The sequence below is a fragment of the Streptomyces sp. NPDC111628 genome (assembly GCF_055635195.1).
Genome location: NZ_JBVKBZ010000001.1, coordinates 268911 through 290877, shown reverse-complemented (window position 1 = coordinate 290877; position 21967 = coordinate 268911). Strand labels below are relative to the sequence as shown.

At 72.9% G+C, this 21967-nt stretch carries 21 protein-coding genes and 1 pseudogene; 11 read left to right on the top strand and 11 right to left on the bottom strand.

Translation table 11 applies throughout. The features are described 5' to 3' along the window. Positions 1-69: 69 nt before the first annotated feature. Together afsK and kbpA are read right to left on the bottom strand one after the other, a co-directional pair. A complete protein-coding gene (gene afsK, locus ACZ7MF_RS01425; RefSeq protein ID WP_471473852.1) occupies positions 70-2472 on the bottom strand; it encodes a protein serine/threonine kinase AfsK in 2403 nt (800 codons plus the stop codon). 179 nt (positions 2473-2651) lie between these two features. Further along, positions 2652-3413 carry an AfsK-binding protein KbpA gene (gene kbpA / locus ACZ7MF_RS01420; protein ID WP_471473851.1) on the bottom strand — a complete coding sequence of 254 codons (762 nt, stop codon included), beginning with the start codon at positions 3411-3413 and terminating at the stop codon, positions 2652-2654. 134 nt (positions 3414-3547) lie between these two features. On the opposite strand from kbpA, the gene ACZ7MF_RS01415 reads away from it, so the two are divergent. The 3 genes from ACZ7MF_RS01415 (at position 3548) to ACZ7MF_RS01405 (ending at position 5569) form a co-directional block, all read left to right on the top strand. Further along, on the top strand, positions 3548-4183 hold the full coding sequence (locus ACZ7MF_RS01415; RefSeq protein WP_356855703.1) for a TetR family transcriptional regulator: 636 nt from the start codon (positions 3548-3550) through the stop codon (positions 4181-4183). Positions 4184-4461: 278 nt separating this feature from the next. After that, the gene (locus ACZ7MF_RS01410) at positions 4462-4887 is read left to right on the top strand and encodes a pyridoxamine 5'-phosphate oxidase family protein (RefSeq protein ID WP_471473850.1); all 426 of its coding nucleotides are present in this window, start codon (positions 4462-4464) and stop codon (positions 4885-4887) included. A 13-nt stretch (positions 4888-4900) separates the two neighbouring features. Next, a complete protein-coding gene (locus ACZ7MF_RS01405) occupies positions 4901-5569 on the top strand; it encodes a pyridoxine/pyridoxamine 5'-phosphate oxidase (RefSeq protein ID WP_471473848.1) in 669 nt (222 codons plus the stop codon). Positions 5570-5590: 21 nt separating this feature from the next. Here the strand turns inward: ACZ7MF_RS01405 and ACZ7MF_RS01400 are convergent, their stop codons facing one another. Then, positions 5591-6211, bottom strand: coding sequence for a GNAT family N-acetyltransferase (locus tag ACZ7MF_RS01400; RefSeq protein WP_471473847.1), 621 nt, complete (start codon positions 6209-6211; stop codon positions 5591-5593). Positions 6212-6310: 99 nt separating this feature from the next. Here ACZ7MF_RS01400 and ACZ7MF_RS01395 point away from each other — a divergent pair, with 99 nt between their 5' ends. After that, a complete protein-coding gene (locus ACZ7MF_RS01395; protein WP_471473846.1) occupies positions 6311-7525 on the top strand; it encodes a flavin-containing monooxygenase in 1215 nt (404 codons plus the stop codon). A gap of 254 nt (positions 7526-7779) precedes the next feature. Here ACZ7MF_RS01395 and ACZ7MF_RS01390 read toward each other — a convergent pair whose 3' ends face one another. Together ACZ7MF_RS01390 and ACZ7MF_RS01385 are read right to left on the bottom strand one after the other, a co-directional pair. Then, a complete protein-coding gene (locus tag ACZ7MF_RS01390) occupies positions 7780-8676 on the bottom strand; it encodes a hypothetical protein (RefSeq protein ID WP_471473844.1) in 897 nt (298 codons plus the stop codon). A gap of 20 nt (positions 8677-8696) precedes the next feature. Then, the gene (locus ACZ7MF_RS01385; RefSeq protein WP_471473843.1) at positions 8697-10034 is read right to left on the bottom strand and encodes an MFS transporter; all 1338 of its coding nucleotides are present in this window, start codon (positions 10032-10034) and stop codon (positions 8697-8699) included. Positions 10035-10104: 70 nt separating this feature from the next. On the opposite strand from ACZ7MF_RS01385, the gene ACZ7MF_RS01380 reads away from it, so the two are divergent. Further along, positions 10105-11130 carry a GlxA family transcriptional regulator gene (locus tag ACZ7MF_RS01380; protein ID WP_471473842.1) on the top strand — a complete coding sequence of 342 codons (1026 nt, stop codon included), beginning with the start codon at positions 10105-10107 and terminating at the stop codon, positions 11128-11130. 313 nt (positions 11131-11443) lie between these two features. Here the strand turns inward: ACZ7MF_RS01380 and ACZ7MF_RS01375 are convergent, their stop codons facing one another. The 3 genes from ACZ7MF_RS01375 to ACZ7MF_RS01365 all read right to left on the bottom strand — a co-directional run bounded on the left by ACZ7MF_RS01375 (position 11444) and on the right by ACZ7MF_RS01365 (position 13468). Beyond that, complete coding sequence (locus ACZ7MF_RS01375; protein ID WP_471473841.1) at positions 11444-11920, bottom strand: ATP-binding protein; 477 nt, start codon at positions 11918-11920, stop codon at positions 11444-11446. A gap of 584 nt (positions 11921-12504) precedes the next feature. Next, positions 12505-13017: a calcium binding protein CalD gene (calD, locus tag ACZ7MF_RS01370; protein ID WP_471473839.1), complete on the bottom strand. Its 513-nt coding sequence runs from the start codon at positions 13015-13017 to the stop codon at positions 12505-12507. Between the two features lie 70 nt (positions 13018-13087). Beyond that, the gene (locus tag ACZ7MF_RS01365) at positions 13088-13468 is read right to left on the bottom strand and encodes an STAS domain-containing protein (protein WP_356855653.1); all 381 of its coding nucleotides are present in this window, start codon (positions 13466-13468) and stop codon (positions 13088-13090) included. A 329-nt stretch (positions 13469-13797) separates the two neighbouring features. Between ACZ7MF_RS01365 and ACZ7MF_RS01360 the strand changes: the two genes are divergently transcribed. Together ACZ7MF_RS01360 and ACZ7MF_RS01355 are read left to right on the top strand one after the other, a co-directional pair. Further along, on the top strand, positions 13798-14391 hold the full coding sequence (locus ACZ7MF_RS01360) for a sigma-70 family RNA polymerase sigma factor (RefSeq protein ID WP_356855655.1): 594 nt from the start codon (positions 13798-13800) through the stop codon (positions 14389-14391). Then, positions 14388-15626, top strand: a complete 1239-nt coding sequence (locus tag ACZ7MF_RS01355) for a zf-HC2 domain-containing protein (protein WP_471473838.1) — start codon at positions 14388-14390, stop codon at positions 15624-15626. The genes ACZ7MF_RS01360 and ACZ7MF_RS01355 overlap by 4 nt, the downstream gene beginning before the upstream one ends. On the opposite strand, the gene ACZ7MF_RS01350 is transcribed toward ACZ7MF_RS01355, so the two are convergent. Beyond that, positions 15583-16356, bottom strand: coding sequence for a GbsR/MarR family transcriptional regulator (locus ACZ7MF_RS01350; protein WP_471473837.1), 774 nt, complete (start codon positions 16354-16356; stop codon positions 15583-15585). The genes ACZ7MF_RS01355 and ACZ7MF_RS01350 overlap by 44 nt on opposite strands. Positions 16357-16586: 230 nt before the next feature. Here ACZ7MF_RS01350 and ACZ7MF_RS01345 point away from each other — a divergent pair, with 230 nt between their 5' ends. The 3 genes and pseudogenes from ACZ7MF_RS01345 (at position 16587) to ACZ7MF_RS01335 (ending at position 19007) form a co-directional block, all read left to right on the top strand. Next, positions 16587-17252 (top strand): DUF4097 family beta strand repeat-containing protein, encoded by a 666-nt coding sequence (locus ACZ7MF_RS01345; RefSeq protein WP_471473835.1) that lies wholly within the window; start codon positions 16587-16589, stop codon positions 17250-17252. A gap of 81 nt (positions 17253-17333) precedes the next feature. Next, positions 17334-18225 (top strand): annotated as a pseudogene (locus ACZ7MF_RS01340) (ATP-binding cassette domain-containing protein). Next, complete coding sequence (locus ACZ7MF_RS01335; protein ID WP_471473834.1) at positions 18222-19007, top strand: ABC transporter permease; 786 nt, start codon at positions 18222-18224, stop codon at positions 19005-19007. The pseudogene ACZ7MF_RS01340 and the gene ACZ7MF_RS01335 overlap by 4 nt, the downstream one beginning before the upstream one ends. A 41-nt stretch (positions 19008-19048) precedes the next feature. Here ACZ7MF_RS01335 and purU read toward each other — a convergent pair whose 3' ends face one another. Together purU and ACZ7MF_RS01325 are read right to left on the bottom strand one after the other, a co-directional pair. Then, complete coding sequence (gene purU / locus ACZ7MF_RS01330) at positions 19049-19930, bottom strand: formyltetrahydrofolate deformylase (RefSeq protein ID WP_471473832.1); 882 nt, start codon at positions 19928-19930, stop codon at positions 19049-19051. Positions 19931-19977: 47 nt separating this feature from the next. Continuing rightward, the gene (locus ACZ7MF_RS01325; RefSeq protein WP_471473831.1) at positions 19978-20478 is read right to left on the bottom strand and encodes an SCO4402 family protein; all 501 of its coding nucleotides are present in this window, start codon (positions 20476-20478) and stop codon (positions 19978-19980) included. Between the two features lie 116 nt (positions 20479-20594). On the opposite strand from ACZ7MF_RS01325, the gene ACZ7MF_RS01320 reads away from it, so the two are divergent. After that, positions 20595-21911, top strand: a complete 1317-nt coding sequence (locus tag ACZ7MF_RS01320) for an ABC transporter substrate-binding protein (protein ID WP_471473830.1) — start codon at positions 20595-20597, stop codon at positions 21909-21911. Positions 21912-21967 lie beyond the last annotated feature (56 nt).

Here is a 21967-nt window from a genome sequence, read left to right as displayed (position 1 = left end):
AGATCACGCTAGGGCGTGGATGTCACGGACACGTCACCGACCGGGCACGGGCCCTCACGTCGTACGGCCTCACGTCGTACGGGCGGTCCCCGTGCCCTTCTCCGCGTCCAGGGCGTAGACGCAGCGGTCCTTGCTGCACGCGTACACGATGCCGTCGCGGACGACCGGGGAGCCGGTGATCTCGCCGCCGGTGGCGAGCTTCCAGCGCAGGCGGCCGTCGTCGGCCTTCAGCGTGTAGAGCAGGTGGTCGGACGAGCCGAAGTGGATGCGGCCCTCGGCGACCGCGGGCGCGCCCACGATGTCGCCGCCCGCCTGGAAGCGCCACTTGGGCGTCCCGGTGACCGCGTCCAGGGTGTAGAGGCCCTTGCCGCTGCCCACGTGGACGTGGCCGGCGGCGACCAGCACCGGGTCGGTCGAGGAGCGGGCCTCGGTCGCGATGCGCCAGCGGTCGCGGCCGTCGGTGGCGTCGAGGGCGTAGACGGTGCCGAGGTAGTCGGCCAGGTAGACGCCGCCGCCGGTCACGGCCGGGCCCGGCACGAAGGTGGGCGGGGCCAGGAAGACCGCGGGGGCCTCGAAGTGCCAGCGGACGTGGCCGGAGGCGACCTCCAGGGCGAGGACCCGGGTGCCGGCCGCGACGTACACGTAGCCGTCGGGCGCCTGGGTGAGGCGGACCGGGACGCCGCCGCAGGAGGCCGCGTCGCCGATCGGGTACGACCATCTCTCGTCGCCGGTACGGGCGTCCAGGGCGCGCAGGCGGGCGTCCTGCCAGACGTAGGCCGTGCCGTCGTGCAGCGCGGCGCCCGCCTCGGGGGACTCGAAGTCGGTCTGCGCGCCGGTGACTTCCCACAGCTTCTGCCCGGCCGACGCCTCCCAGGCCTGGACGCCGCCGCCGCGGGTGGCGGTGAGGACGGTGCCGCGGTCGGCCTGGAGCGAGTACACCCAGGCGTCGGTCTGCACGCGCCAGAGGTCGGCGCCCTCCCGGGCGTCCAGGGCGAAGAGGGTGGGCCCGTCGGAGGCGTGGATACGTCCGTCCGCGACCGCCATCGACCAGGCGACGTCCCGGGTCTTGAAACGGCGGCGTCCGGTGGCCACGTCCAGCGCGTGCACCTCGAAGGAGGTGACGTAGACCAGGTCCTCGGCGACCCGCGGCGTGCCCCAGACGTCGTTGGACATCCGGAACCGCCAGGGGCGCCACCCGGCCGGCGAGGCCTCCGGGGAGGGGGCCGCCACGGACGACGGGGCCGGTACCGCGGGCTCGGCGCCGTTGACGCCGGGGCGCGGTCGGGACCAGGACGCGGCGAGGGCGGACTCCGGCGGGGGTGCGGCGACGGCGGCGGCGCGCATGTCGGCGACGCGCGGGCCGGGCCCGATGGGCACCGCCGCGCCCGGCAGCCGGACCGGTCCGCCGTCGGGGGCGCCGGCCGGAGCGGGCACCGCCGGGACGTGCGCGGGCGGCGCCGGTACGACGGGGTCGTGTGCGGGCGGGGGCGGCAGCGGGGGCGCGTGGACCGGGGCGCGGGCGCCGGACGGGCCGTGGCCGCGGCCGCCGGCCGTGGTGGCGGGCTTGACGGCGGGGCGGCCGCCCCGGCGTCCCTCGATCAGGCTCACGGCCCGTTCCGGCAGCCACGCCGACGCCGTACCGCTGTCGTCGGAGCCGGAGCCGAAGAGGTGCGGGGCGAGCTGGGCCTGGAGGTCGGCGGGGTTGGGGCGGCCGGTGGCCTCCATCTGCATCAGGGACTCGATGAGCGGGCGCAGCTCGTCGGGCAGGCCCTCCAGGTCGGGGCCCTCGCGCAGCAGCATGAAGACCGTCTCGACCGGGTTGGCGCCGTGGAAGGGAGGGTGTCCGGTGGCGGCGAAGACCAGCATCGAGCCGAGCGAGAACACGTCGCTGGCGCCGGTGACGCTGCGGGAGTCCTTCGCCTGCTCCGGGGACATGTAGGCGGGGGTGCCGACGGCCACGTTCGTCATGGTCAGACGGGTGTTCGAAACGCCGGACGCGATACCGAAGTCGATCACGCGGGGGCCGTCCTCGACGACGAGGACGTTGGAGGGCTTCAGGTCGCGGTGGACCAGGCCCGCGCCGTGGATCGACTGGAGCGCCTCCGCGACGCCGGCCGCCAGCCAGCGCACCGCCTGGGCCGGCATCGGCCCGCACTCGTTCACTATCTCCTCGAGGGAGGGGGCGGGTACGTAGGCCGTGGCCAGCCACGGCACGGCCGCGCGCGGGTCGGCGTCGACCACGGCAGCCGTGTAGAAGCCCGAGACCGCGCGGGCCGCCTCCACCTCGCGGGTGAAGCGGACGCGGAACAGCTGGTCCTCCGCCAGTTCCGTGCGCACCGTCTTGATCGCCACGCGCCGCCCGGACGCCGAGCGCGCGAGATAGACCAGCCCCATGCCGCCGGCGCCGAGCCGCCCCAGCACCTCGAACGGCCCGATCCGCCGCGGATCGTGCTGCGTCAGCTGATCCACCACTTGCCTGCCACCTCCCCGTACGGGCCGCGCCACCCACATATGTACGCGACCGAAGTGCAGCGTCTCACCACCGCACCTCCGTGGCGCCACGCACCCCGATTCTTCCTGTCCGAGGCGCTGGTGGCGAACCTGGCGACAATCGGGGTGTCTTGCCTGATTCCGGGCAAAGAACCCGCCGTTCAGCGTCGCAGCAGCGCGAACGACGCCCCCTGGTCGTCCGAGACCACGGCCACCCGCCCGTACGACGTCCCGAAGGGCGGCACCCGCACCCGTCCGCCGAGCCGGGCCACCGCCGCGACCCCGGCGTCCACGTCCTCGACCAGGAAGTGGACGAGGAAGTGCGGCGGCATCTCGGCGGGGAAGACGTCGGAGACCCGGGCGCGGCCGAAGTCGGGGGACGCGTCCGGGCCGAAGAGCGCCTCGTGGAACAGGTCGCCGTAGAAGGCGTTGGCGGCCTCGGTGTCCCGGGTGTACAGCTCGGCCCAGGCGAACGTGCCGGGCTCGCGCCGGCGCCCGAAGCCCGTACGGCGGCCCGGCTGCCAGAGCCCGAAGACCGCACCGTCGGGGTCGGCGGCGAGGGCGGCGGTGCCCAGGTCGCCGAGCGGGTGGGGCGGGGTGACGACCTGACCGCCGCCCGCCCGGATCCGCGCGGTGAGGGCGGCGGCGTCCGGGGTGTGGAAGTACACGGACCACACGGTGGGCATCCGGCCGTCCGTCTTGCGGACCAGCCCGGCGACCGGCTCCCCGTCCAGGCACGCCCGTACGGACTCCCCCGCCGCCCGGTAGGGGCTCTCCTCGGGCTCCCCCTCCTCTTCCTCCTGGAAGGTCCAGCCGAACAGCTCGCCGTAGAAACGCCTGCCCGCCTCCACGTCGGAGAGCTGGGCGTCCACCCAGCAGGGGACGCCCTCCCGCCTCTTCTCGAATGCCCCGTTTTCGGCCATGCCGTCAAAGTAACCGCGTCACGCGCACCGCGCAGACCAGGCACACCAGTCACTTTCCCGTCCCGCACCCCATTTGCAGTCGGCCGAATCGCGCTCGGATCACCCGTCGGTAAGCTGACGGCATGACAGGACAAGTGCGTACCGTCGACGGCCGCGTGGCCGGTCGGCGTGGGCAGGCGACCAGGCAGAAACTGCTCGACTGCCTCAGCGAAATGCTCAGCTCCTCCCCCTATCGCGATGTCAAAGTCATCGATGTCGCCCGCAAGGCGGGCACGTCGCCCGCGACCTTCTACCAGTACTTCCCGGACGTCGAGGGCGCCGTACTGGAGATCGCCGAGCGCATGGCCGCCGAGAGTTCCTCGCTGGCCGAGCTGACGGCGGGCCGCTCGTGGGTCGGCAAGGCCGGCTGGCAGACGGCACAGGAACTCGTCGACGGATTCCTGGAGTTCTGGCGGAAGAACGACGCCATTCTGCGCGTGGTGGATCTCGGCGCGGCGGAGGGCGACAAGCGATTCGCCAAAATCCGCATGAAGATCCTTAACTCGGTGAATTCACCCCTCACGGATTCCGTCGCCGATCTCCAGGCAAAGGGCAAGGTCGACAAGGACGTGAACCCCGCGGCGATCGCCGGATCACTGGTCGTCATGCTCGCGGCCGCCGCCTCGCACCAGAAGGGCTTCTCCTCGTGGGGTGTGAAACAGGCTGAACTCAAGCCTCATCTCGCCCTGTTGACGTATCTCGGCATCACCGGAAAGAAGCCCGCCAAGTAGTACGCCGCGCGGCAGCCTGTCATCTGCGCCGCGTCGCCGCCCGTCGCACCTCCGCACCTCCGCACCTCCGCACCTCCAGCCTTTCGCCCCCGTCGGCCGACCGCTCGAACTCGGCGACCGTGCCCCGGCCCCGCGGCCGCACCGGCACGACGTCCAGCGCCTCGAAGTTCGGCACCCGTGACGTCCCCGGCCGGGGAACAGCCGCCCGCCCGGCCGACGTTGTGTCCGGCATCCGTACCCGCACGCATCCGTATCCGCATCCGCTGGAGGAGATTGCCGTGGCCCTGACCCGCGAAGAGCGTGAGACGTTCCTGGCCGAGCCGCACATCGCCGCGCTCGCGGTCGACGCGGGGGCGGGCCGCGCCCCGCTGACCGTGCCGATCTGGTACCAGTACGAGCCCGGCGGCGAGGTGTGGATCATCACGGGCCTCGACAGCCGCAAGAACCGGCTGATCAGCAAGGCGGGCCGGTTCTCACTGATGGTCGACCGGCTGGAGCCCACCATTCGCTATGTGTCGGTGGAGGGGCCGGTCGTCGAGACCGCCACCGCGACCGAGGAGCACCTGCGGGAGATGTCCGCGCGCTATCTCCCGGCGGAGAAGGTCGACGGTTACGTCGCCTTCGCCTCGGCCAACCACGGTGAGCAGGTCGTCGTCCGGATGCGCCCCGAACGCTGGGTCTCCTCCGACCTCGGCTCCGTGTGAGCCCCGGGCAGGCATGGGAACCGATCTGCACGAGCTGCTGAGGTCGCTGCGGGTGTGGGACCCCGCGGTCACCGAACTGCCGCCCCTCGACCCGGCCGGCGCGCCCGGCGACCCGCTGGAGCTGTTCGCCAGGTGGTTCGCCGAGGCGGTCGCGGCCGGGGAACGCGAGCCGCACACGGTGTCGCTGGCGACGGCGGACGCCGAGGGCCTGCCGGACGCGCGCATCGTGATGCTGCACGGCGCGGACGCGGCCGGCTGGGCCTTCGCCACCCACGCCGACAGCCGCAAGGGCCGCCAGCTCGCCGCCCGCCCGTACGCCGCGCTCGTCTTCTACTGGCCGGTGCTGGGCCGCCAGGTGCGGCTGCGCGGACCGGTCTCCCTCGCCCCGGCCGAGCAGGCGCGGGCCGATCTGCACGCGCGGTCGACCGGCGCACTGGCCGCCGCGCTGACCGGCCGGCAGAGCGCGGAGCTGGGCTCGGCGGACGAACTGGCCCGCGCCTCCGGGGCGGCCTGGGAGCGGGCCGAGCGGGAACCGGACGCCCCGGTCCCGTCCTGGACGCTGTACCGGCTGCGCCCCGACGAGGTGGAGTTCTTCCAGGGCGAGGCCCGCCGGCGCCATGTCCGGCTGGCCTACCGGCGGACGCAGGAGGAGGGCTGGGACCGGCGGTTGCTGTGGCCGTGAGCCGTACTCCGTGTGCCGTGCTCACCGGACGCCGGGCGGCGTCGGCTCCTCGTCCGTCGCCAGCCGGGCGTGCAGGTGCACGTCCCGGAACGCGTCGTGCCGGCCGGCCTCGAACATCGCCTCGCGCAGGGTTCCCTCGGCGACGTAGCCGCTCCGTTCGGCGACCCGGCAGGAGGCGTCGTGGCCCACGGCGTGGCCCAGTTCCAGGCGGTGCAGGCCGAGTTCGGCGTAGGCCCAGCGCGAGGCGAGGAGCAGCGCCCGGGTGGCGACGCCCCGGCCCCGGGCCTCGGGGAGCACCCAGTAGCCGACCCGGGCCGTCCTCAGCTGCCTGCTGATCTCGCCGAGGCCGATGTGCCCCAGCGTCGTACCGCTCCCGTCGTCGGCGATCCGGAACGACGCCGACCTGCCGTCCGCCGCGTCCCGCGCCCGCCCGCGCAGCGACTCGCGGGCCCCGGCGAGGTCGGTCCACCGCTTGAGCGGCGTGTTCCAGCGCTGGAAGTCGGGGTCCAGGTGGCCGCGCAGCCACGTCTGGGCGTCGGCGTCCGAGGCGGCGTCCCAGGCGCCCAGGCGCAGGCCGTGTCCACGCGGTTCGGTACGGGAGAGGAGGGCGGGGTCGAGGGTGTACATCGGTGTGTGGGCCATCCGGCCATTCAAGCCGACCCGTCCCGGTCGTGACCGATCCGCAACCGATTCCGGTCTTGACCGAGACCCATCAACCGGGGGCGCGATTACGCTCGCCGCATGGCCGACTCCACAGTGTCCGCTGATCCGCAGCGGCCCGCCCACCCCGCGGACCGTCCCGTGTACGTCATAGGCGCCGGTCCCGGCGGTCTCGCCGTCGCCCACGCGCTGCGCGCCCGCGGATTGCGGGCCGTGGTCCTGGAGCGGGCCGACCACGTCGGTTCCTCGTGGCGGGGCCACTACGACCGGCTGCGGCTGCACACCACCCGCCGCCTGTCGGCGCTGCCCGGCCTGCCGATCCCGCGCCGTTTCGGACGGTGGGTGGCCCGGGACGACGTGGTGCGGTACCTGGAGAAGTACGCCGAGTACCACCAGTTGGAGATCGTCACCGGCGTCGAGGTCTACCGCGTCGAGCGCGCGCCCGACGGGACCGGCTGGCTGCTGCACGCCGCCGGGGGCCGGGAGCTGACCGGCGCCGCGGTGGTGGTCGCCACCGGCTACAACCACACCCCGCGCGTCCCGGACTGGCCCGGCCGGGACACCTACACCGGCGAGTTCCGGCACGCCGCCGACTACCGCGCCCCGGCCCCGTACGCCGGCCGGGACGTCCTGGTGGTCGGGGTGGGCAACACCGGCGCCGAGATCGCCGTGGACCTGGTGGAGGGCGGGGCCGCCCGGGTGCGGCTCGCGGTGCGCACGGCGCCGCACATCGTCCGGCGCTCGACCGCCGGGTGGGCCGCCCAGTACACCGGTGTGCTGTGCCGGCGGCTGCCGGTCGCCCTGGTGGACCGGCTGGCCCGCCCGCTGGCGCGGATCAGCGTGCCCGACCTGTCGGCGCAGGGGCTGCCGCGTCCCGACACCGGGCTCTACAGCCGGGTGGCCGAGGGTGCCATCCCGGTGCAGGACGTGGGCCTGATCGACGCGGTGCGCTCCGGCCGGGTGGAGGTCGTCGCCGCGATGGACGGCTTCGAGGACGGCAAGGTGCTGCTGGCCGACGGCACCCGCATCGCCCCGGACGCGGTGATCGCGGCCACGGGGTACCGGCGGGGCCTGGAGGGGCTGGTCGGACACCTCGGCGTCCTCGACGGCACCGGACGACCGGTCGCCCACGGGGGCCGCACCCCGGCCGCCGCGCCCGGCCTGTACTTCACCGGCTTCACCAACCCCATCAGCGGCATGCTCCGCGAGCTGGCGACCGACGCGGAGCGGATCGCCGGGGCGGTCGCGAAGAGCGCGAAAAGGGGGGCGGGGCGGGTGTCGCGGCTGCCGGGCTAGGGCCTGTCCGGCGGATCAGGTCGCAGGAAAGACGCGGTGCCTCGTCGGCGCTGGTGAGCGGGGTCTGGTGCGTGCAGCTGCAAGGCGGAGGAGGGAGTCGACGCGGAGCGGTGGGGGCCCCTCCCGCTCATGGGGGTCCCCCGCGCGAGCGCAGTCGAGCGTGGGGGAGAAGCCGAGAGTGGGGGAGAGTGACGACAACGCGGCAGATGGGCGTGCCAGACCCCGCGTCTGCGGCATGATCCGCCGGACAGGCCCTAGTCCTGGGTGAGGATCTGCAGGTCACCGGCGTCCGGGTCGCCGAACAGCGCGGACAGCTCGGGTTCGCGCTCGGTGCCGCCGATCGTCCAGAGCGTCTGCTCGCCGCACTCGCCGTCGAGGCGCACGAGGACGCCGTCACGGTCGCCCTTCACGCCGCGCGTCCAGGTGCCGGTGCCACTGCACGTGGTGTAGTCCCCGTCAGTTCCGAAGTCGGCCTCGGCCGGGACCCTGGTCAGCTCGGCCCGGCCGCCCGAGGTCAGCCGCAGTACGGCCCCGTGGTCTCCGCGCCACTCCCCGGCGAGCTGCCCGTCGGAGAGCGCGGGCGGCTCGTAGTCGTCGGCCAGGGCGGCCGCCGACAGGCCGCACACCACGAGGAGGACGACGCTCGCGCCCGCCGAACCGAGCCAGACGCCGCATCCTCCCCACGGTCGTCCGCGCAGTGAGCGGAGGATCAGCACCGGCAGGACGCCGACCCCGGCGAACCAGGGGAGGGTGTCGCCGACCGGCCACCCCCACAGCACGCGTCCCAGCAGCGACCAGCCGGCGCCGATCAGTACGGACCCGGCCAGGTGCCAGACCCACTCGGGGCCGGGTGAGGTGCGGGGCCGCAGGCGGGCCAGGGCGGCGGCGGGTGCGATCTGCACGGCCGCGTGGAGGAGGCCGACAAACGGCAGGAGCAACGGCACGCAGAGCAAGCCCAGGAAGCCCAGGAAGCCGCCGCCGTAGTCGTAGTCGTAGTCGTAGTCGTCCCGGCCCGCCTCCATGGTGAACCACCACGCCAGCCACACCAGCGGCGCCTGCCCCGCGCACAGCGCGATCGCCCGGTTCCAGTCGTCGTTCTGCCGGGCAGGCCGCTGACGACCGCCGGGCTCCCCCACCCTTCCCCGCCCCATCCCCGCACCCTACGGCCCGCTCAGACCACCGCGGCCACCGGAACCGGCCGCCGCCGGATCACCAGTGCCATCAGCGCCGCCGCCGCGCACAACGCGCCGGAGGCGATCCAGACCACGTCGTAGGAGCCGAAGCTGTCGCGGGCCATGCCGCCGAGGAAGGCGACGAGGGCGGCGCCCACCTGGTGGGAGGCCAGCACCCAGCCGAAGACGATCGCGCTGTCCTCGCCGTAGTGCTCGCGGCACAGGGCGAGGGTGGGCGGGACGGTGGCGACCCAGTCGAGGCCGTAGAAGACGATGAAGAAGATCATCGGCGGGTGGACGCTCGGCGCGAGCAGCATGGGGAGGAAGAGCAGGGAGACGCCGCGCAGGGCGTAGTACACGGCGAGCAGGCGGCGCGGCTCGAAGCGGTCGGTGAACCAGCCGGAGGCGATCGTGCCGACCACGTCGAACACGCCGATGACGGCGAGCAGCGAGGCCGCGGCGGTGATCGGCATGCCGTGGTCGTGGGCGGCGGGCACGAAGTGGGTCTGGATCAGGCCGTTGGTGGAGGCGCCGCAGATCGCGAAGGTACCGGCCAGCAGCCAGAACGGTCCGGTGCGCACGGCGGAGGACAGGACCGTCAGGGCACGGCGGGCGGCGCCGGGCACGGGGGCGGGCTTGGGTACGAACTCCTCGGCGCCGTACGGCTTCTGGCCGACGTCGGCCGGGTGGTCGTGCAGGAGGAGCCAGACGAAGGGGACGACGGCCAGGGCGGCCAGCGCGACGGTGACGGCCGCCGGACGCCAGTCGTACGTCTCGACGATCCAGGACAGCAGCGGCAGGAAGATCAGCTGCCCGGAGGCGGACGCGGCGGTGAGGACGCCGGTGACCAGGCCGCGCCGCTCGGTGAACCAGCGGTTGGTGACGGTGGCGGCGAAGGCCAGGGCCATCGAGCCGGAGCCGAGGCCGACCAGCAGGCCCCAGCACAGGATGAGCTGCCAGGCGGAGTCCATCCACACGGTCAGGCCCGAGCCGAGGGCGATCACCATCAGGGCGACGGCGACCACCCGCCGGATGCCGAAGCGGTCCATCAGCGCGGCGGCGAACGGCGCGGTCAGCCCGTAGAGCGCGAGGTTGACGGAGACGGCGGCCCCGATCGTGCCACGCGACCAGCCGAACTCCTGGTGGAGCGGGTCGATGAGGATGCCGGGCAGGGAGCGGAAGGCGGCGGCCCCGATGATCGTCACGAAGGTGACGGCGGCGACCCACCAAGCGCGGTGCGCCCGGGTGCGGCGGCCCGGCCGGGTGGGCTCCGGCTGTTGCTCGGATGCGGATGCGGCTGGGGCTGCGGAGGCGTCGGCGTCGGTTGTCTGGGTCACGTCATGAGTCTCCGCAGCGGGTCCCGCTCGGGCGAGTGGCCCGAAGGACACCATTCGCTAGGATCGGGCCATGGCCCCCGATTCCCCCAGCACCCCCGGCGCCCCCGGCCGTCCGCACCGTGTCGTCGTCCTCGCGCTCGACGGCCTGCTCCCCTTCGAGCTGGGCATCGCGTCGCGCATCTTCGGCCTCGCCCGGGACGAGCACCGGCGCCCGCTGTACGAGGTCGTCACCTGCTCGGTCCGGCCGCCGGGCCCGGTCGCCACGGACGCCGATTTCGCGATCATGGTCGAGAACGGCCCCGAGGCGCTGGCCACCGCGGACACGGTCGTCGTCCCCGCCTCCTACGAGCTGGGCCCGGTCTACGAGGAGGGCGTGCTGACCGGGGAGCTGAGCGCCGCGCTGGTCCACGTGCGGCCCGGCACCCGGCTCGTCGCGATCTGCACGGGCGGGTTCGTCCTGGCCGCGGCGGGGTTTCTGGACGGCCGCCCGGCGACCACGCACTGGGCCTCCGCCGAGCACTTCCAGCGGCTGTTCCCGAAGGTGCGGGTGGACGCCGACGTGCTGTTCGTCGACGACGGCGACGTGCTCACCTCGGCCGGGGTCGCGGCCGGGATCGACCTCTGCGTGCACATCGTGCGCCGGGACCACGGCACCGCCGTCGCCAACGAGGTGGCCCGCCGCACCGTCGTACCGCCGCACCGGGACGGCGGGCAGGCCCAGTACATCGAGCGGCCGGTGCCCGATCCGCAGCAGTCGTCCACGACGGCGGCCCGCGCGTGGGCGCTCGGCCGTCTGCACGAGCCGATCCAGCTGCGGGACATGGCCGCCCAGGAGTCGATGTCGGTACGCACCTTCACCCGCCGTTTCCGCGAGGAGGTCGGCGTCAGCCCGGGCCAGTGGCTCACCCGGCAGCGCGTCGAACGGGCCCGGCACCTGCTGGAATCCACCGCGCTGTCGGTCGACCAGGTCGCCCAGGACGCGGGATTCGGCACGGCCCAGTCAATGCGGCAGCATCTTCAGGCGGCGCTCGGGGTCACGCCGACCGGGTACCGGCGGACCTTCCGCGCGGAGTTGTCCACAGCCTGTGGAGAATGAGCGGAGAACGAGCGGGATCCGTCCCGGGTCTCGTCGGCCGGCGGCGCGGCGTTGTCCGCCCCGAGCACGGCATCGCGCGCCGCCACCCGACTCCGGCGCTCCCGCCCGGCTCCCGTCGCCCCCGAGGGAACCGCCGCCGACACGACCCACGCTCGTCGAGGGCCCCGTCACCGGGCCCTCGTCGTCCCCTCGCGGCGAATCGTGCCTACAAGCGTGAGGAAACGGTCACGATCCGTCAACCGGCGGGGGAGTTTTCCTCATGTGTCCCGCTTCGCCGGGGACGCGCACGGAAGCACACCCCGGCGCACGGCCGTCACACCACTTCGTACGCGAATCCCTCGTACGCCACCGCGCCGCCGCCGCTCCCGCAGACGGGCGGGGCCTCCTCGCCCGCGGCGCGCCGGTCCAGTTCGCACCAGATGCGCTTGCCGGTGCCCTCCCGGCTCCAGCCCCAGCGGTCGGCGAGGCCGTCCACGAGGGCGAGGCCCCGGCCGCCCGTCGACTCGCCGCCCGCACAACGGGGCACGGGGGCCCGGTCGCTGGCGTCGTCCACCTCGAGGCGGACGGTGGCCTCCTCCGTCTCCTCGGTCACCGCGCCCGGCAGCACCAGCCGCAGCACCGCCGAACGCCCGGTGTGCACCACGGCGTTGGTGACGAGTTCGGAGACGAGCAGCACCAGCGTCTCGGCGAGTGGTTCGTCGGCCCGTATCCCCGATCCGGCGAGCCGCGAACGCGCCCAACGCCGGGCACGCCCCACTTCCGAGGGGTCTGGACGGACCTCCAGCTGCACTTGAAGCACCTGCACCGCTCACACCATCCGAACCGGCGGACACCAAGGCTCGCGCCTCATGAGGGCCACGATCGTAGCCATTTCCAGCATGGCCAGAACAACGGCCTGGGCAGGGTTCACGGAACGTGAATCCCTTGTGGGACAGCATGGTTGACGTACAGTCACGGCAACAAGCGCTTCGGGCATATTCCAGCGCGAAGGAGTACGCGTGCGGCATACTGTGCGACGCGCGTTCCGAGGAGTCGAACAGGCGGCGGCCGACGGCCGTTCCGCCCTGCGGGGCAAGGCGCACACCGCCGGTTCCGGAGCCGCCCCAGGGGCAACTCCGGCACGGCTGGCGCTCGGGACCACTCGCATCCCACACAAGGTACCGGAGCGGGGCACCGACTCCGGGCCGTAACGGGCGACTCGGCGGACACAACCCGGTATCAACGCTCTGTGATGCCGTATTGCCACGATCGGCGACACCCGGGCGGGCACCGCCGCGGTATGCGCAGCTCCGGTAGGCACTGCCCCGGTACGCGGCTGCTCCGGACGCGGCTGCTCCGGACGCGGCTGCTCCGGACGCGGCTGCCCGGTACGTGCTACTCGGGCACCGTGAAGTAGCGGGCGAAGGCCGGGACGATCTCCGCCTCCCCCACCTTGCCGTCGCCGTCCGTGTCGAGCGCGGCGGCGACCTGCCGGGCGAGGTCCTCGGGCACGCCGAACGCGGTCAGCGCCCGCGCGGTGTCCGCGACGGTGGCCGCTCCGTCACCGTCGGTGTCGGCGACGTCGAGGGCGGCGTGCAGGAAGGGGCGGGCGATCTCGGCGAACCGGTCGGGCTTGTCCCGCAGCCGCTTGACCGCCCCGGTGACGAACTCCTCGCGGGTGATGCGCTGGTCGCCGTCCCGGTCGGCGATGCCGGCCAGGCCCTGCCAGAGCGCCTCGGCACCGCCGTACAGGGCCTGGCCCTTGTCTGAGCGGGCGGCGACGCCGAACTCGGCGAGCAGGGCCTTGGCCGCCCCGCTGAAGTCGGAACGGTCGATGTGGCCGTTGCCGTCCTGGTCGAAGGTGGTGAACCGCGCGGCGATCCTGCGCTCGTACTCGCTGTTGACCATGGTCTCTCCGGCCGCCTCACGTCGGTGTTCGGGGTACGTCTCGCCCGGAGCGTACGACGCCGGACGCGGCCTACGCGGAAAGAGGCCGCGACTCGTCCCCGGTCGCCGAGGCGAGGTCGGGGTGGCAGTCGAAGAGCCGGCGCACTCCCAGCGCGCCGAGGACCCGGTTGACGTGGGAGCCGTCGACGGCGCCCTGGGCGGGCAGTATCAGGCGCAGCCTGCCCTGGCATGAGCGGATGAGCCGCCGGGACGCGATGAGGACGCCGACCCCGCTGGAATCGCAGAACAGGACGTCGGAGAGGTCCAGGACGAGGCTGTGCCGCCCCTCCGCCACCTCGTCGTGCACGCGCTGCCGCAGCACCGGTGACGTCACCAGGTCCAGTTCGCCCGACACCTGGAGCACGGCCCACTGGCCCCGCTCACCGCCGGTCACGTTGAACGTCACCACCATGCCCTTCCTTCGCCGGAACGTCTGGAACCTTCGGAATTCACCCGAAACGGAAGCCGTGCCTACGCTTCTTGGCGGCGCGCCTGCCCACCGGCCGTTCCCGCAAACGCCGCGGCGGAAACGGTGGCCGGTCGGAAGTGGCTCGTTTCAGACGGTTTCGATCCTGTTCGATCGAGTTTGGTCGCACGATAGAGGGTAGTGGAGGCGCATATCACCTCCGGCCGTCCGGGGGCGCACATTGGAACAAAGGGGCGTGCGCGGTCGGACGTGCCGACTACATTCGGGGAGCGGGTGGCCGCAGGCTGGGACCGAGGAGGGGGTGGAGGGACCGCATGGCGAAGAGGGACGTGCCGCAGCGCTGGGACCGCAAGATGCAGCAGCGGCTCGCGCGCGGGGAGGCCGCCGCCCTGGGCGAGCTGTACGACCGGTTCGCCTCGCTGGTGCACGGCCTGGCGCACCGCGTACTCGACGACGAGCGGGCCGCCGACCACCTCACGCGCGACGTCTTCGCGCACGTCTGGGAGCACCCCGACGCCTACGACCCCCGGCAGGGCCCGCTGCGGACCTGGATCGCCACCCTCACCCACCGTTTCGCCGTCCAGCGGCTGCGCGCCACCGAGACCGCGGCCCTCGTGCGGGGCGGTTCCGGTACCGCGGAGGAGCTGGAGACCAAGGTGCGGCACGCCTCGGTCGCCGCCCGCGCCGACTACATCGTCCAGTCCATGCCGGCTCCCCTGCGCGCCGCGCTGGAGCTGGCCTATTTCCAGCGCCGCGACTACCGCCAGACCGCCGCCGACCTCGGTGTCACGGAGGACGAGGCGCGCCGCCGCCTCCGCCTGGGCCTCCAGCTCCTGTCCACCGCCCGCGACGCCGGCACCGCCCCGCACCCACCCGGCGCTCCGCCCGGGTACGGGGGTGCGGCATGAAGGCGTACGACGGGAACGGCGAGAACGGCGAGGACGATGCCGGGGGCACCGGCACCGGGGCGCGCATACCGCTGCCCCGTGCCTCCGTCGAGGACGGCGGGCGGGCACTGCCCGAGGCGGCACCGGTCGCACTGGAGCACCAGGTGCTGACCTCGCTGCTCGGCGCGTGGGCGCTGGCCGCCTGCTCGGCGCAGGAGGCGGCGGCCGTCGAGGAGCACCTCGGGGAGTGCGACAGCTGCGCCGACGAGGCGCTGCGTCTGCGCGAGGCCGTCACGCTGCTCCAGCGGCCGGAGAGCCTCGACCTGGACCCCGCTCTGCGCACCCGGGTCCTGGAGGGCTGCCTGGAGCGGCGTCCGCCCCGTATCCCGGTGCCCGGGTGGGCCGCCTCCTACGACGCGGAGACCGCGCGCCTCGACGCGTTGCTCCAGGACTTCGGGGACGCCGAGTGGCACGCCCCGGTCCGGCTGCGCTGGTTCGAGGACGACGGCGCCGCGAGCCGCCGTACCACCGTCGCCGGGGTCATCGCGCACCTGCTGACGGTCGACGGCACGGTCGCGGTCGGCCTGGGCCTCGACGACCCGCTGGGCGACATCACCGCGCCCAGCCACGCACCGGCCGCCCGCACGGAGGCGTACTGGCGGGCCTCGCACTACCCGCCCACCCGCGCGGTGCGGGCGCCCTGGCGCGAGCAGAGCCACAGCATCGTCCGGACGGTGGCGTTCACCGGCGACGCGGGCGGGATGCCGGTCTCGTACGGCGACTTCGAGCTGCCGTTGCGGGACGCGATGCTGGACCGGGCGTTCGAGTGCTGGGTGCACGCGGAGGACATCGCCGAGGCCGTGGACTATCCGTACGAGCCGCCGTCCGCGCGCCATCTCAACGGCATGATCGACCTCGCCGCCCGGATGCTGCCGGGCGCCCTCGCGGCCCGTCGCCGGGCCGGTCTGGCCACGCCCGGCGGCGGTCCGCACCTGGTCGCCGCGGGTGAGCCGGGGCGCAGCCTGCGGCTGGAGATCGAGGGCTCGGGCGGCGGCGAGTGGCTCATCCCGCTGGACTCCCCCGGCGCGGTGGGCTCGGCCGACCACGAGGTGGCGCATGTCGCCCTGGACGGTGTGGAGTTCTGCCGACTGGCGGCGGGTCATGTGCCTCCGGCGGAGGCGGCGGCGGGTCAGGTCGGGGACCGGGAGGCGATCAGGGACGTCCTGTTCGCGGCGGCCGGTCTGAGCCGGATGTAGCGTCGCCCTCCGGGGGCGCGGCGGGCGTCGTGTGGAGGACCTCGCGGGCCTGGTCCGCGGCCCGGATGATGCTCTCGGAGATGAAGTCGAGGAAGCGGGCGATGCTCTCCAGGCGCTCGGCCGCCGGGGTGCCGGAGCCCAGCACGCCGACGCCCTGACGTGCGGTTTCGGCCACCAGAAGGGTGCCGCGGGCGCTGGCGACCATGGACTGGTACCAGACGTCGTCGTCGATGACGTAGCGCTCGCGGCGCGACGCGTCGCGTTCCCGGCGGATCAGGCCCTGCTCGTCGAGGAACGCGACCGCCTTGGAGACGGACGCCGGGCTGACCTGGAGGTGCCGGACGAGTTCGGACGCGGTGAGGCTGCCGGTGTCGCTGAGACAGAGGCACGCCATCACCCGGGCCATCATCTTCGGCGTGCCCTGCTGTATGAAGACGGTGGTCAGCGTCTCCTCGTACTCGCGCACGGCTTCGGCGTCCCGCCCGTGGGCCGGTGCGAGCGCCTGCGGCCCCCGGGGAGCCGCCTGCCTGCGCCGGTGGGCGCGGCGCTCGGTGGCCCGGTGGGCGAGGTCCGCACGGTACGCGGTGGGGCCGCCGTTGCGCATCACCTCACGCGTGATCGTCGAGGTGGGGCGGTCGAGGCGCCTGGCCATCTCCGCGTAGGCGAGGCCGTCGGCCAGCCCCAGCGCGATCTGCTGACGTTCCTGCTGAGTGAGCCTGCCGCCCGGCATCGTGATCTCCTTCGCGTCCCCTGACGCTCCCGACTATAGCGTTCACTCTCACTTCATTGCAACGACAACTGGGCTGACGTTGCGTTACTTCGCAAACCGTTGCAACGAAATAGCGCTTCTGAACTGCGCAGTTAATAGTTCATCGCAACAAGTGTGTTGAGACATTCTTGAACGCAACGTAGCGTTTCTCATGTCAGAAAGAACGACGGCAACGAACACGGGAGACCACCATGCAGACCTTCGACACCCCCGCCCCGATCTCCGCTCTCCTCGACGTCCCTGCGGGCCGCATCCGGTTCATCGCCGCCGACCGGACCGACACCACGGTCGAGGTCCTGCCCGCGGACGCCTCGAAGGGGCGTGACGTGAAGGTGGCCGAGGAGACCAGGGTCGAGTACGGCGACGGCGTCCTGCGGATCGAGACCCCGGTGAAGCACCAGTTCATGGGCGCCTCCGGCGCCGTCGAGGTGACGGTCCGGCTGCCCGCCGGGTCCCGCGTCGAGGCCAAGGCGGCAGCCGCCGAGTTCCGGGGCGTCGGACGGCTCGGTGACGTCGGCTTCGAGGGCGCGCAGGGCCCGGTCAAGCTCGACGAGGCCGCGAGCGTCCGCCTCACCACCGCCGCCGGTGACATCTCGGTCGGCCGTCTGGACGGCCCCGGCGACATCCGCACCGAGAAGGGCGACATCCGGATCGCCGAGGCCGTCAGCGGCGAGGTCGTGCTGCGCACCGGGTCCGGCGACCTCTCGGTGGGCGCCGCCGCCGGGGTCTCCGCCTCCCTGGACGCCGGGACCTCCTACGGCCGCGTCCACAACGCGCTCAGGAACACCGACGGCACCCCGGACCTGACCTTCCACGCGACCACGGCCCACGGCGACATCACCGCCCGCAGCCTCTGAGGAGCAGCAGTCATGACCAGCCTGGCCATCACCGCGAACGGACTGCGCAAGTCCTACGGCGACAAGACCGTCCTCGACGGCATCGACCTGGCCGTCCCCGAAGGAACGGTCTTCTCCCTGCTCGGCCCGAACGGCGCCGGCAAGACCACCGCCGTCAAGATCCTCTCCACCCTCGTGACCGCCGACGCCGGTGACATCCGCGTCGGCGGGCCACGACCTCGCCGCCGACCCGCAGGCCGTGCGCGGCGCGATCGGGGTCACCGGTCAGTTCTCCGCCGTGGACGGTCTGATCACCGGCGAGGAGAACATGCTCCTCATGGCGGACCTGCACCTGCTCCCCCGGCGCGAGGGCCGGCGGGTCGCCGCCGAACTGCTGGAGCGCTTCGACCTCACCGAGGCCGCCCACCAGCCCGCCTCCACCTACTCCGGCGGCATGAAACGCCGCCTGGACATCGCCATGACCCTGGTCGGCGACCCCCGCATCATCTTCCTCGACGAACCCACCACCGGCCTGGACCCGCGCTCCCGCCACACCATGTGGCAGATCATCCGCGAACTCGTCACCGGCGGCGTCACCGTCTTCCTCACCACCCAGTACCTGGACGAGGCCGACGAACTCGCCGACCGCATCGCCGTACTCCACGACGGAAAGATCGCCGCCGAAGGCACCGCCGAACAACTCAAACGCATCGTCCCCGGCGGCCACGTCCGACTCCGCTTCACCGACCCCACCACCTACCGCGACGCCACCACCGCCCTGCCCGACAGCACCCCCGACGACGACTCCCTCACCCTCCAGATCCCCAGCAACGGCAGCCAACGCGACCTGCGCACCATCCTCGACCGCCTCGACGACGCCGGCATCGACGCCGACGAACTCACCGTCCACACCCCCGACCTCGACGACGTCTTCTTCGCCCTCACCATCACCGTTCCCGCCCAGACCCACCAGCCGAAGGAGACGGTCCGATGAGCACCCTCGGTCTCGCCGCGCGCAACTCCTCCACCATGCTGCGCCGCAACCTGCTGCACGCCCGCCGCTACCCCTCCCTCACCCTCAATCTCCTACTCACGCCGATCATGCTGCTGCTCCTCTTCGTCTACGTCTTCGGCGACGCGATGAGCGCCGGCATCGGCGGCGGCGACCGCTCCGACTACGTCTCCTACCTGGTGCCGGGTCTGCTCCTGATGACCATCGGCTCCACCACGGTCGGCACCGCGGTCTCCGTCTCCAACGACATGACCGAGGGCATCATCGCCCGCTTCCGGACCATGCCCATCCACCGCGGCTCGGTACTCGTCGGGCACGTCATCGGCAGCGTGCTGCAGTCGATCATGAGCGTGGTCCTCGTCGGCGCCGTCGGCCTGGCCATCGGCTTCCGTTCCTCGGACGCCACCGCCCTGGAGTGGCTCGCGGCCTTCGGGCTGCTCCTGCTCTTCACGCTGGGGCTGACCTGGATCGCCGTCGGGATGGGCCTGATCAGCCCGAACGCCGAGGCCGCCAGCAACAACGCGCTGCCGCTGATCTTCCTCCCGCTGATCTCCAGCACCTTCGTCCCCATCGACTCGATGCCGGGCTGGTTCCAGCCGATCGCCGAGTACCAGCCCTTCACGCCCGCCATCGAGACCCTGCGCGGACTCCTCCTCGGCACCGAGATCGGGCACAACGGATGGCTCGCCCTCGTCTGGTGCCTCGCCCTCACCGCGCTCGGCTACGTCTGGGCGACCTCGAAGTTCAACAGCGACCCGAAGTGACCGAGGTGACCGCCGATCGTCCGGGGCCTGTGGGACAGGCCCTAGGCGAAGACGACCGTCCGGCGGCCGTTGAGCAGGATCCTCCGCTCCGCGTGCCACTTCACGGCCCGCGCCAGCGCCTGGCACTCCACGTCACGCCCGACCGCCACCAACTGGTCGGGCGTGACGTCGTGACCGACCCGCTCGACCTCCTGCTCGATGATCGGCCCCTCGTCGAGGTCGGCCGTCACGTAGTGCGCCGTCGCGCCGATCAGCTTCACTCCCCGCGCATGCGCCTGGTGGTACGGCTTCGCGCCCTTGAAGCTCGGCAGGAAGGAGTGGTGGATGTTGATGATCCGGCCGCTGAGCGCCTTGCACAGGTCGTCCGAGAGGACCTGCATGTAGCGGGCCAGCACCACGAGTTCGACGTTCTCCTCGCGCACGATCTCCAGGACCCGGGCCTCGGCCTCCGCCTTGGTGTCCTTCGTCACCGGGATGTGGTGGAAGGGGATGTCGTAGGACCCCACCAGCTCCGCGAAGTCGGTGTGGTTGGACACCACGGCGGCGATCTCCACGGGCAGCGCGCCGATCCGGGCGCGGAAGAGCAGGTCGTTCAGGCAGTGACCGAACCTGCTCACCATGAGCACGATGCGCATCTTGGCGTCGGCCCGGTTGATCTGCCAGTCCATGTGGAAGGCGTCACCGATCGCGGTGAAGCTGGCGCGCAGCTTGTCCACCGTCACCGGCTCGCCGGCCGAGAAGTGGACCCGCATGAAGAACAGACCCGTGTCGTGGTCCCCGAACTGCTGGCTGTCCTCGATGTTGCAGCCGGTCATGAACAGGTAGCTCGAGACGGCGTGCACGATGCCCTGCTTGTCGGGGCAGGACAGGGTGAGGACGTACTGGTCGGCCGGGGGGACGGCGGCGGAGGACTGCGCGTTCATGCAGCACAGGGTCCCATATCCGGCCTCCCGGACCGCGTGCCGTCCCGTCAGGCGGACCGGGTCATGATCTGCAGCACCTCGAGCGTGCGCGGCTGCGCCTCCGGGTCCTCGCCGTCGCTGGTGGCCAGCCGTACGTGCGCGTCGCGCGCCGCGCGCACCGCCTCCGGCCAGTCCGCGTGCTCCAGGTACGCGGTCACCGGTGCGTCCGGCCCGACCTGGTGCATGATCCGCAGGACCCGCAGCACGGCGGTGTCGACCAGCGCCGCCTCCTGCGAGTCGCGGAAGACCGTGCCCACGTACTTCTCGGCCGACCAGTGGTCCAGCCAGGTGTCCTCCACCAGGCGGTACACGGCGTCGGTGACGTCCCCGTAGCCGTCGACGCCGGCCAGCCAGACGTCGTGCTGGAAGGCGGGGGCGGAGAGCATGTGCAGCGCGGAGCGCACCTGACTGCGCCAGCGCCACCACGGCATGTCGTTGAGTGGCATGCCGCCCATGGTGGTGGAGCGACGGCCGCGACGGGAAGAGTTCTCCGAACCTTGCACGGTCATCGATCCTACGTTCCTCTTTTCCGCGCCCCGTCGGCGCCCGCAATTCACCTCCGCGTCACCACGTGTTGACCGCAGGTCACTCCCCGGTTGGCCGGGTGACGGAATCGTGCGGGCACATGACCGGCAGGCGACCCATCCGCAGCACTCCCCCCGGCGGCCCCCGCGGCCGCTCCCGGGCCACCCGCACCGGCGCCCTGTCCGCGGGCGCGCTGGTGGCGTGCGCGTCACTCGCCGTCGGCTGCGGGGTCGTCCCCGGTGCCACGGGGGGCTCCGGGGACGACCCGATCACCGTCATGACCTGGGCGCCGCAGGACACCGGCGCGACCAACAAGCCGGGCATGCCCGCGCTCGCCCAGGCGTACGCCCGCTCGATCAACGCCCAGGGCGGCCTCGGCGGCCGCAAGCTCAACGTCCTGACCTGCAACGACCACAACGACAGCGTGGCCGCCGCGAAGTGCGCCCGCCGTGCCGTCAAGGAGAACGCGGTCGCCGTGGTGGGCTCCTACAGCCAGTACGCCGACTCGTTCTTCCCCATCCTCGAAGGCGCCCGCATCCCGTACATCGGCGGGTACGGCCTCACCAACACGGAGTTCACCAGTCCGCTGTCGTACCCGGTCAACGGGGGCCAGCCGGCTCTGCTCGCGGGGCTCGGCAGCGCGCTCGCCGACTCCTGCGGGCCGGTCACGCTGGTCCGCCCCGACACGATCGCGGGCGACCAGCTGCCCGCGCTGCTGGACTCGGGGCTGGCCTCGGGCGGGCACGAGCGGTCCCACGACCAGCGGGCGGCCGAGGACGCCACCGCGTACGACGACCAGGCCGAGCGGGCACTGGCGCGCGGCGGCGGCAACGTGGCGGAGCCGGGGTGCGTGGTGCCCGTCCTCGGGGACCGCACCGGCACCTTCATGGACTCCTTCCGGCGTGCCCGCGGGGACCGTACCGACGTACGGACGGCGACCGTGCTCGGCAGCGTGGACCAGACGACGATCAACGCGAGCGGCGGGGCGTCCGGGCCCTACGAAGGGGCGTACGTCACCGGCTGGTACCCCTCGGTGAGCGACCCGGCCTGGGACGGCCTGAAGCGGCTGATCAAGGAGCAGGCGTTCGGGGACAACGACGTCGACGCGGCCGACGCCGGGGTGCAGACGACCTGGATCGCGTACACCGTGCTCAAGCAGGTCGTCGAGTCGCTCGGCGACGGCGAGGTGAGCGCCGACACCGTCCGCCGGGCCCTCGACGACGGCCCGGAGATCGGCACGGGCGGTCTCACGCCCGGCCTCCGGTGGACGTTCGCCGACAAGCTGGCCTCGGTCGGTTTCCCCCGCCTGATCAACGCCGACGTCACCCTCCAGGTCGTACGGGAGGGCCGCCTGGTCTCGGCCCGCGACGGCGCCGTGGACACCACCCGCACCCTGCAGAACGCGGACGTGGCCTGAGGGAGAGCCTGGGGGCCCGGGGGCCGTCCGGCGGGACGGGCGCCCGGGCGGGCCGG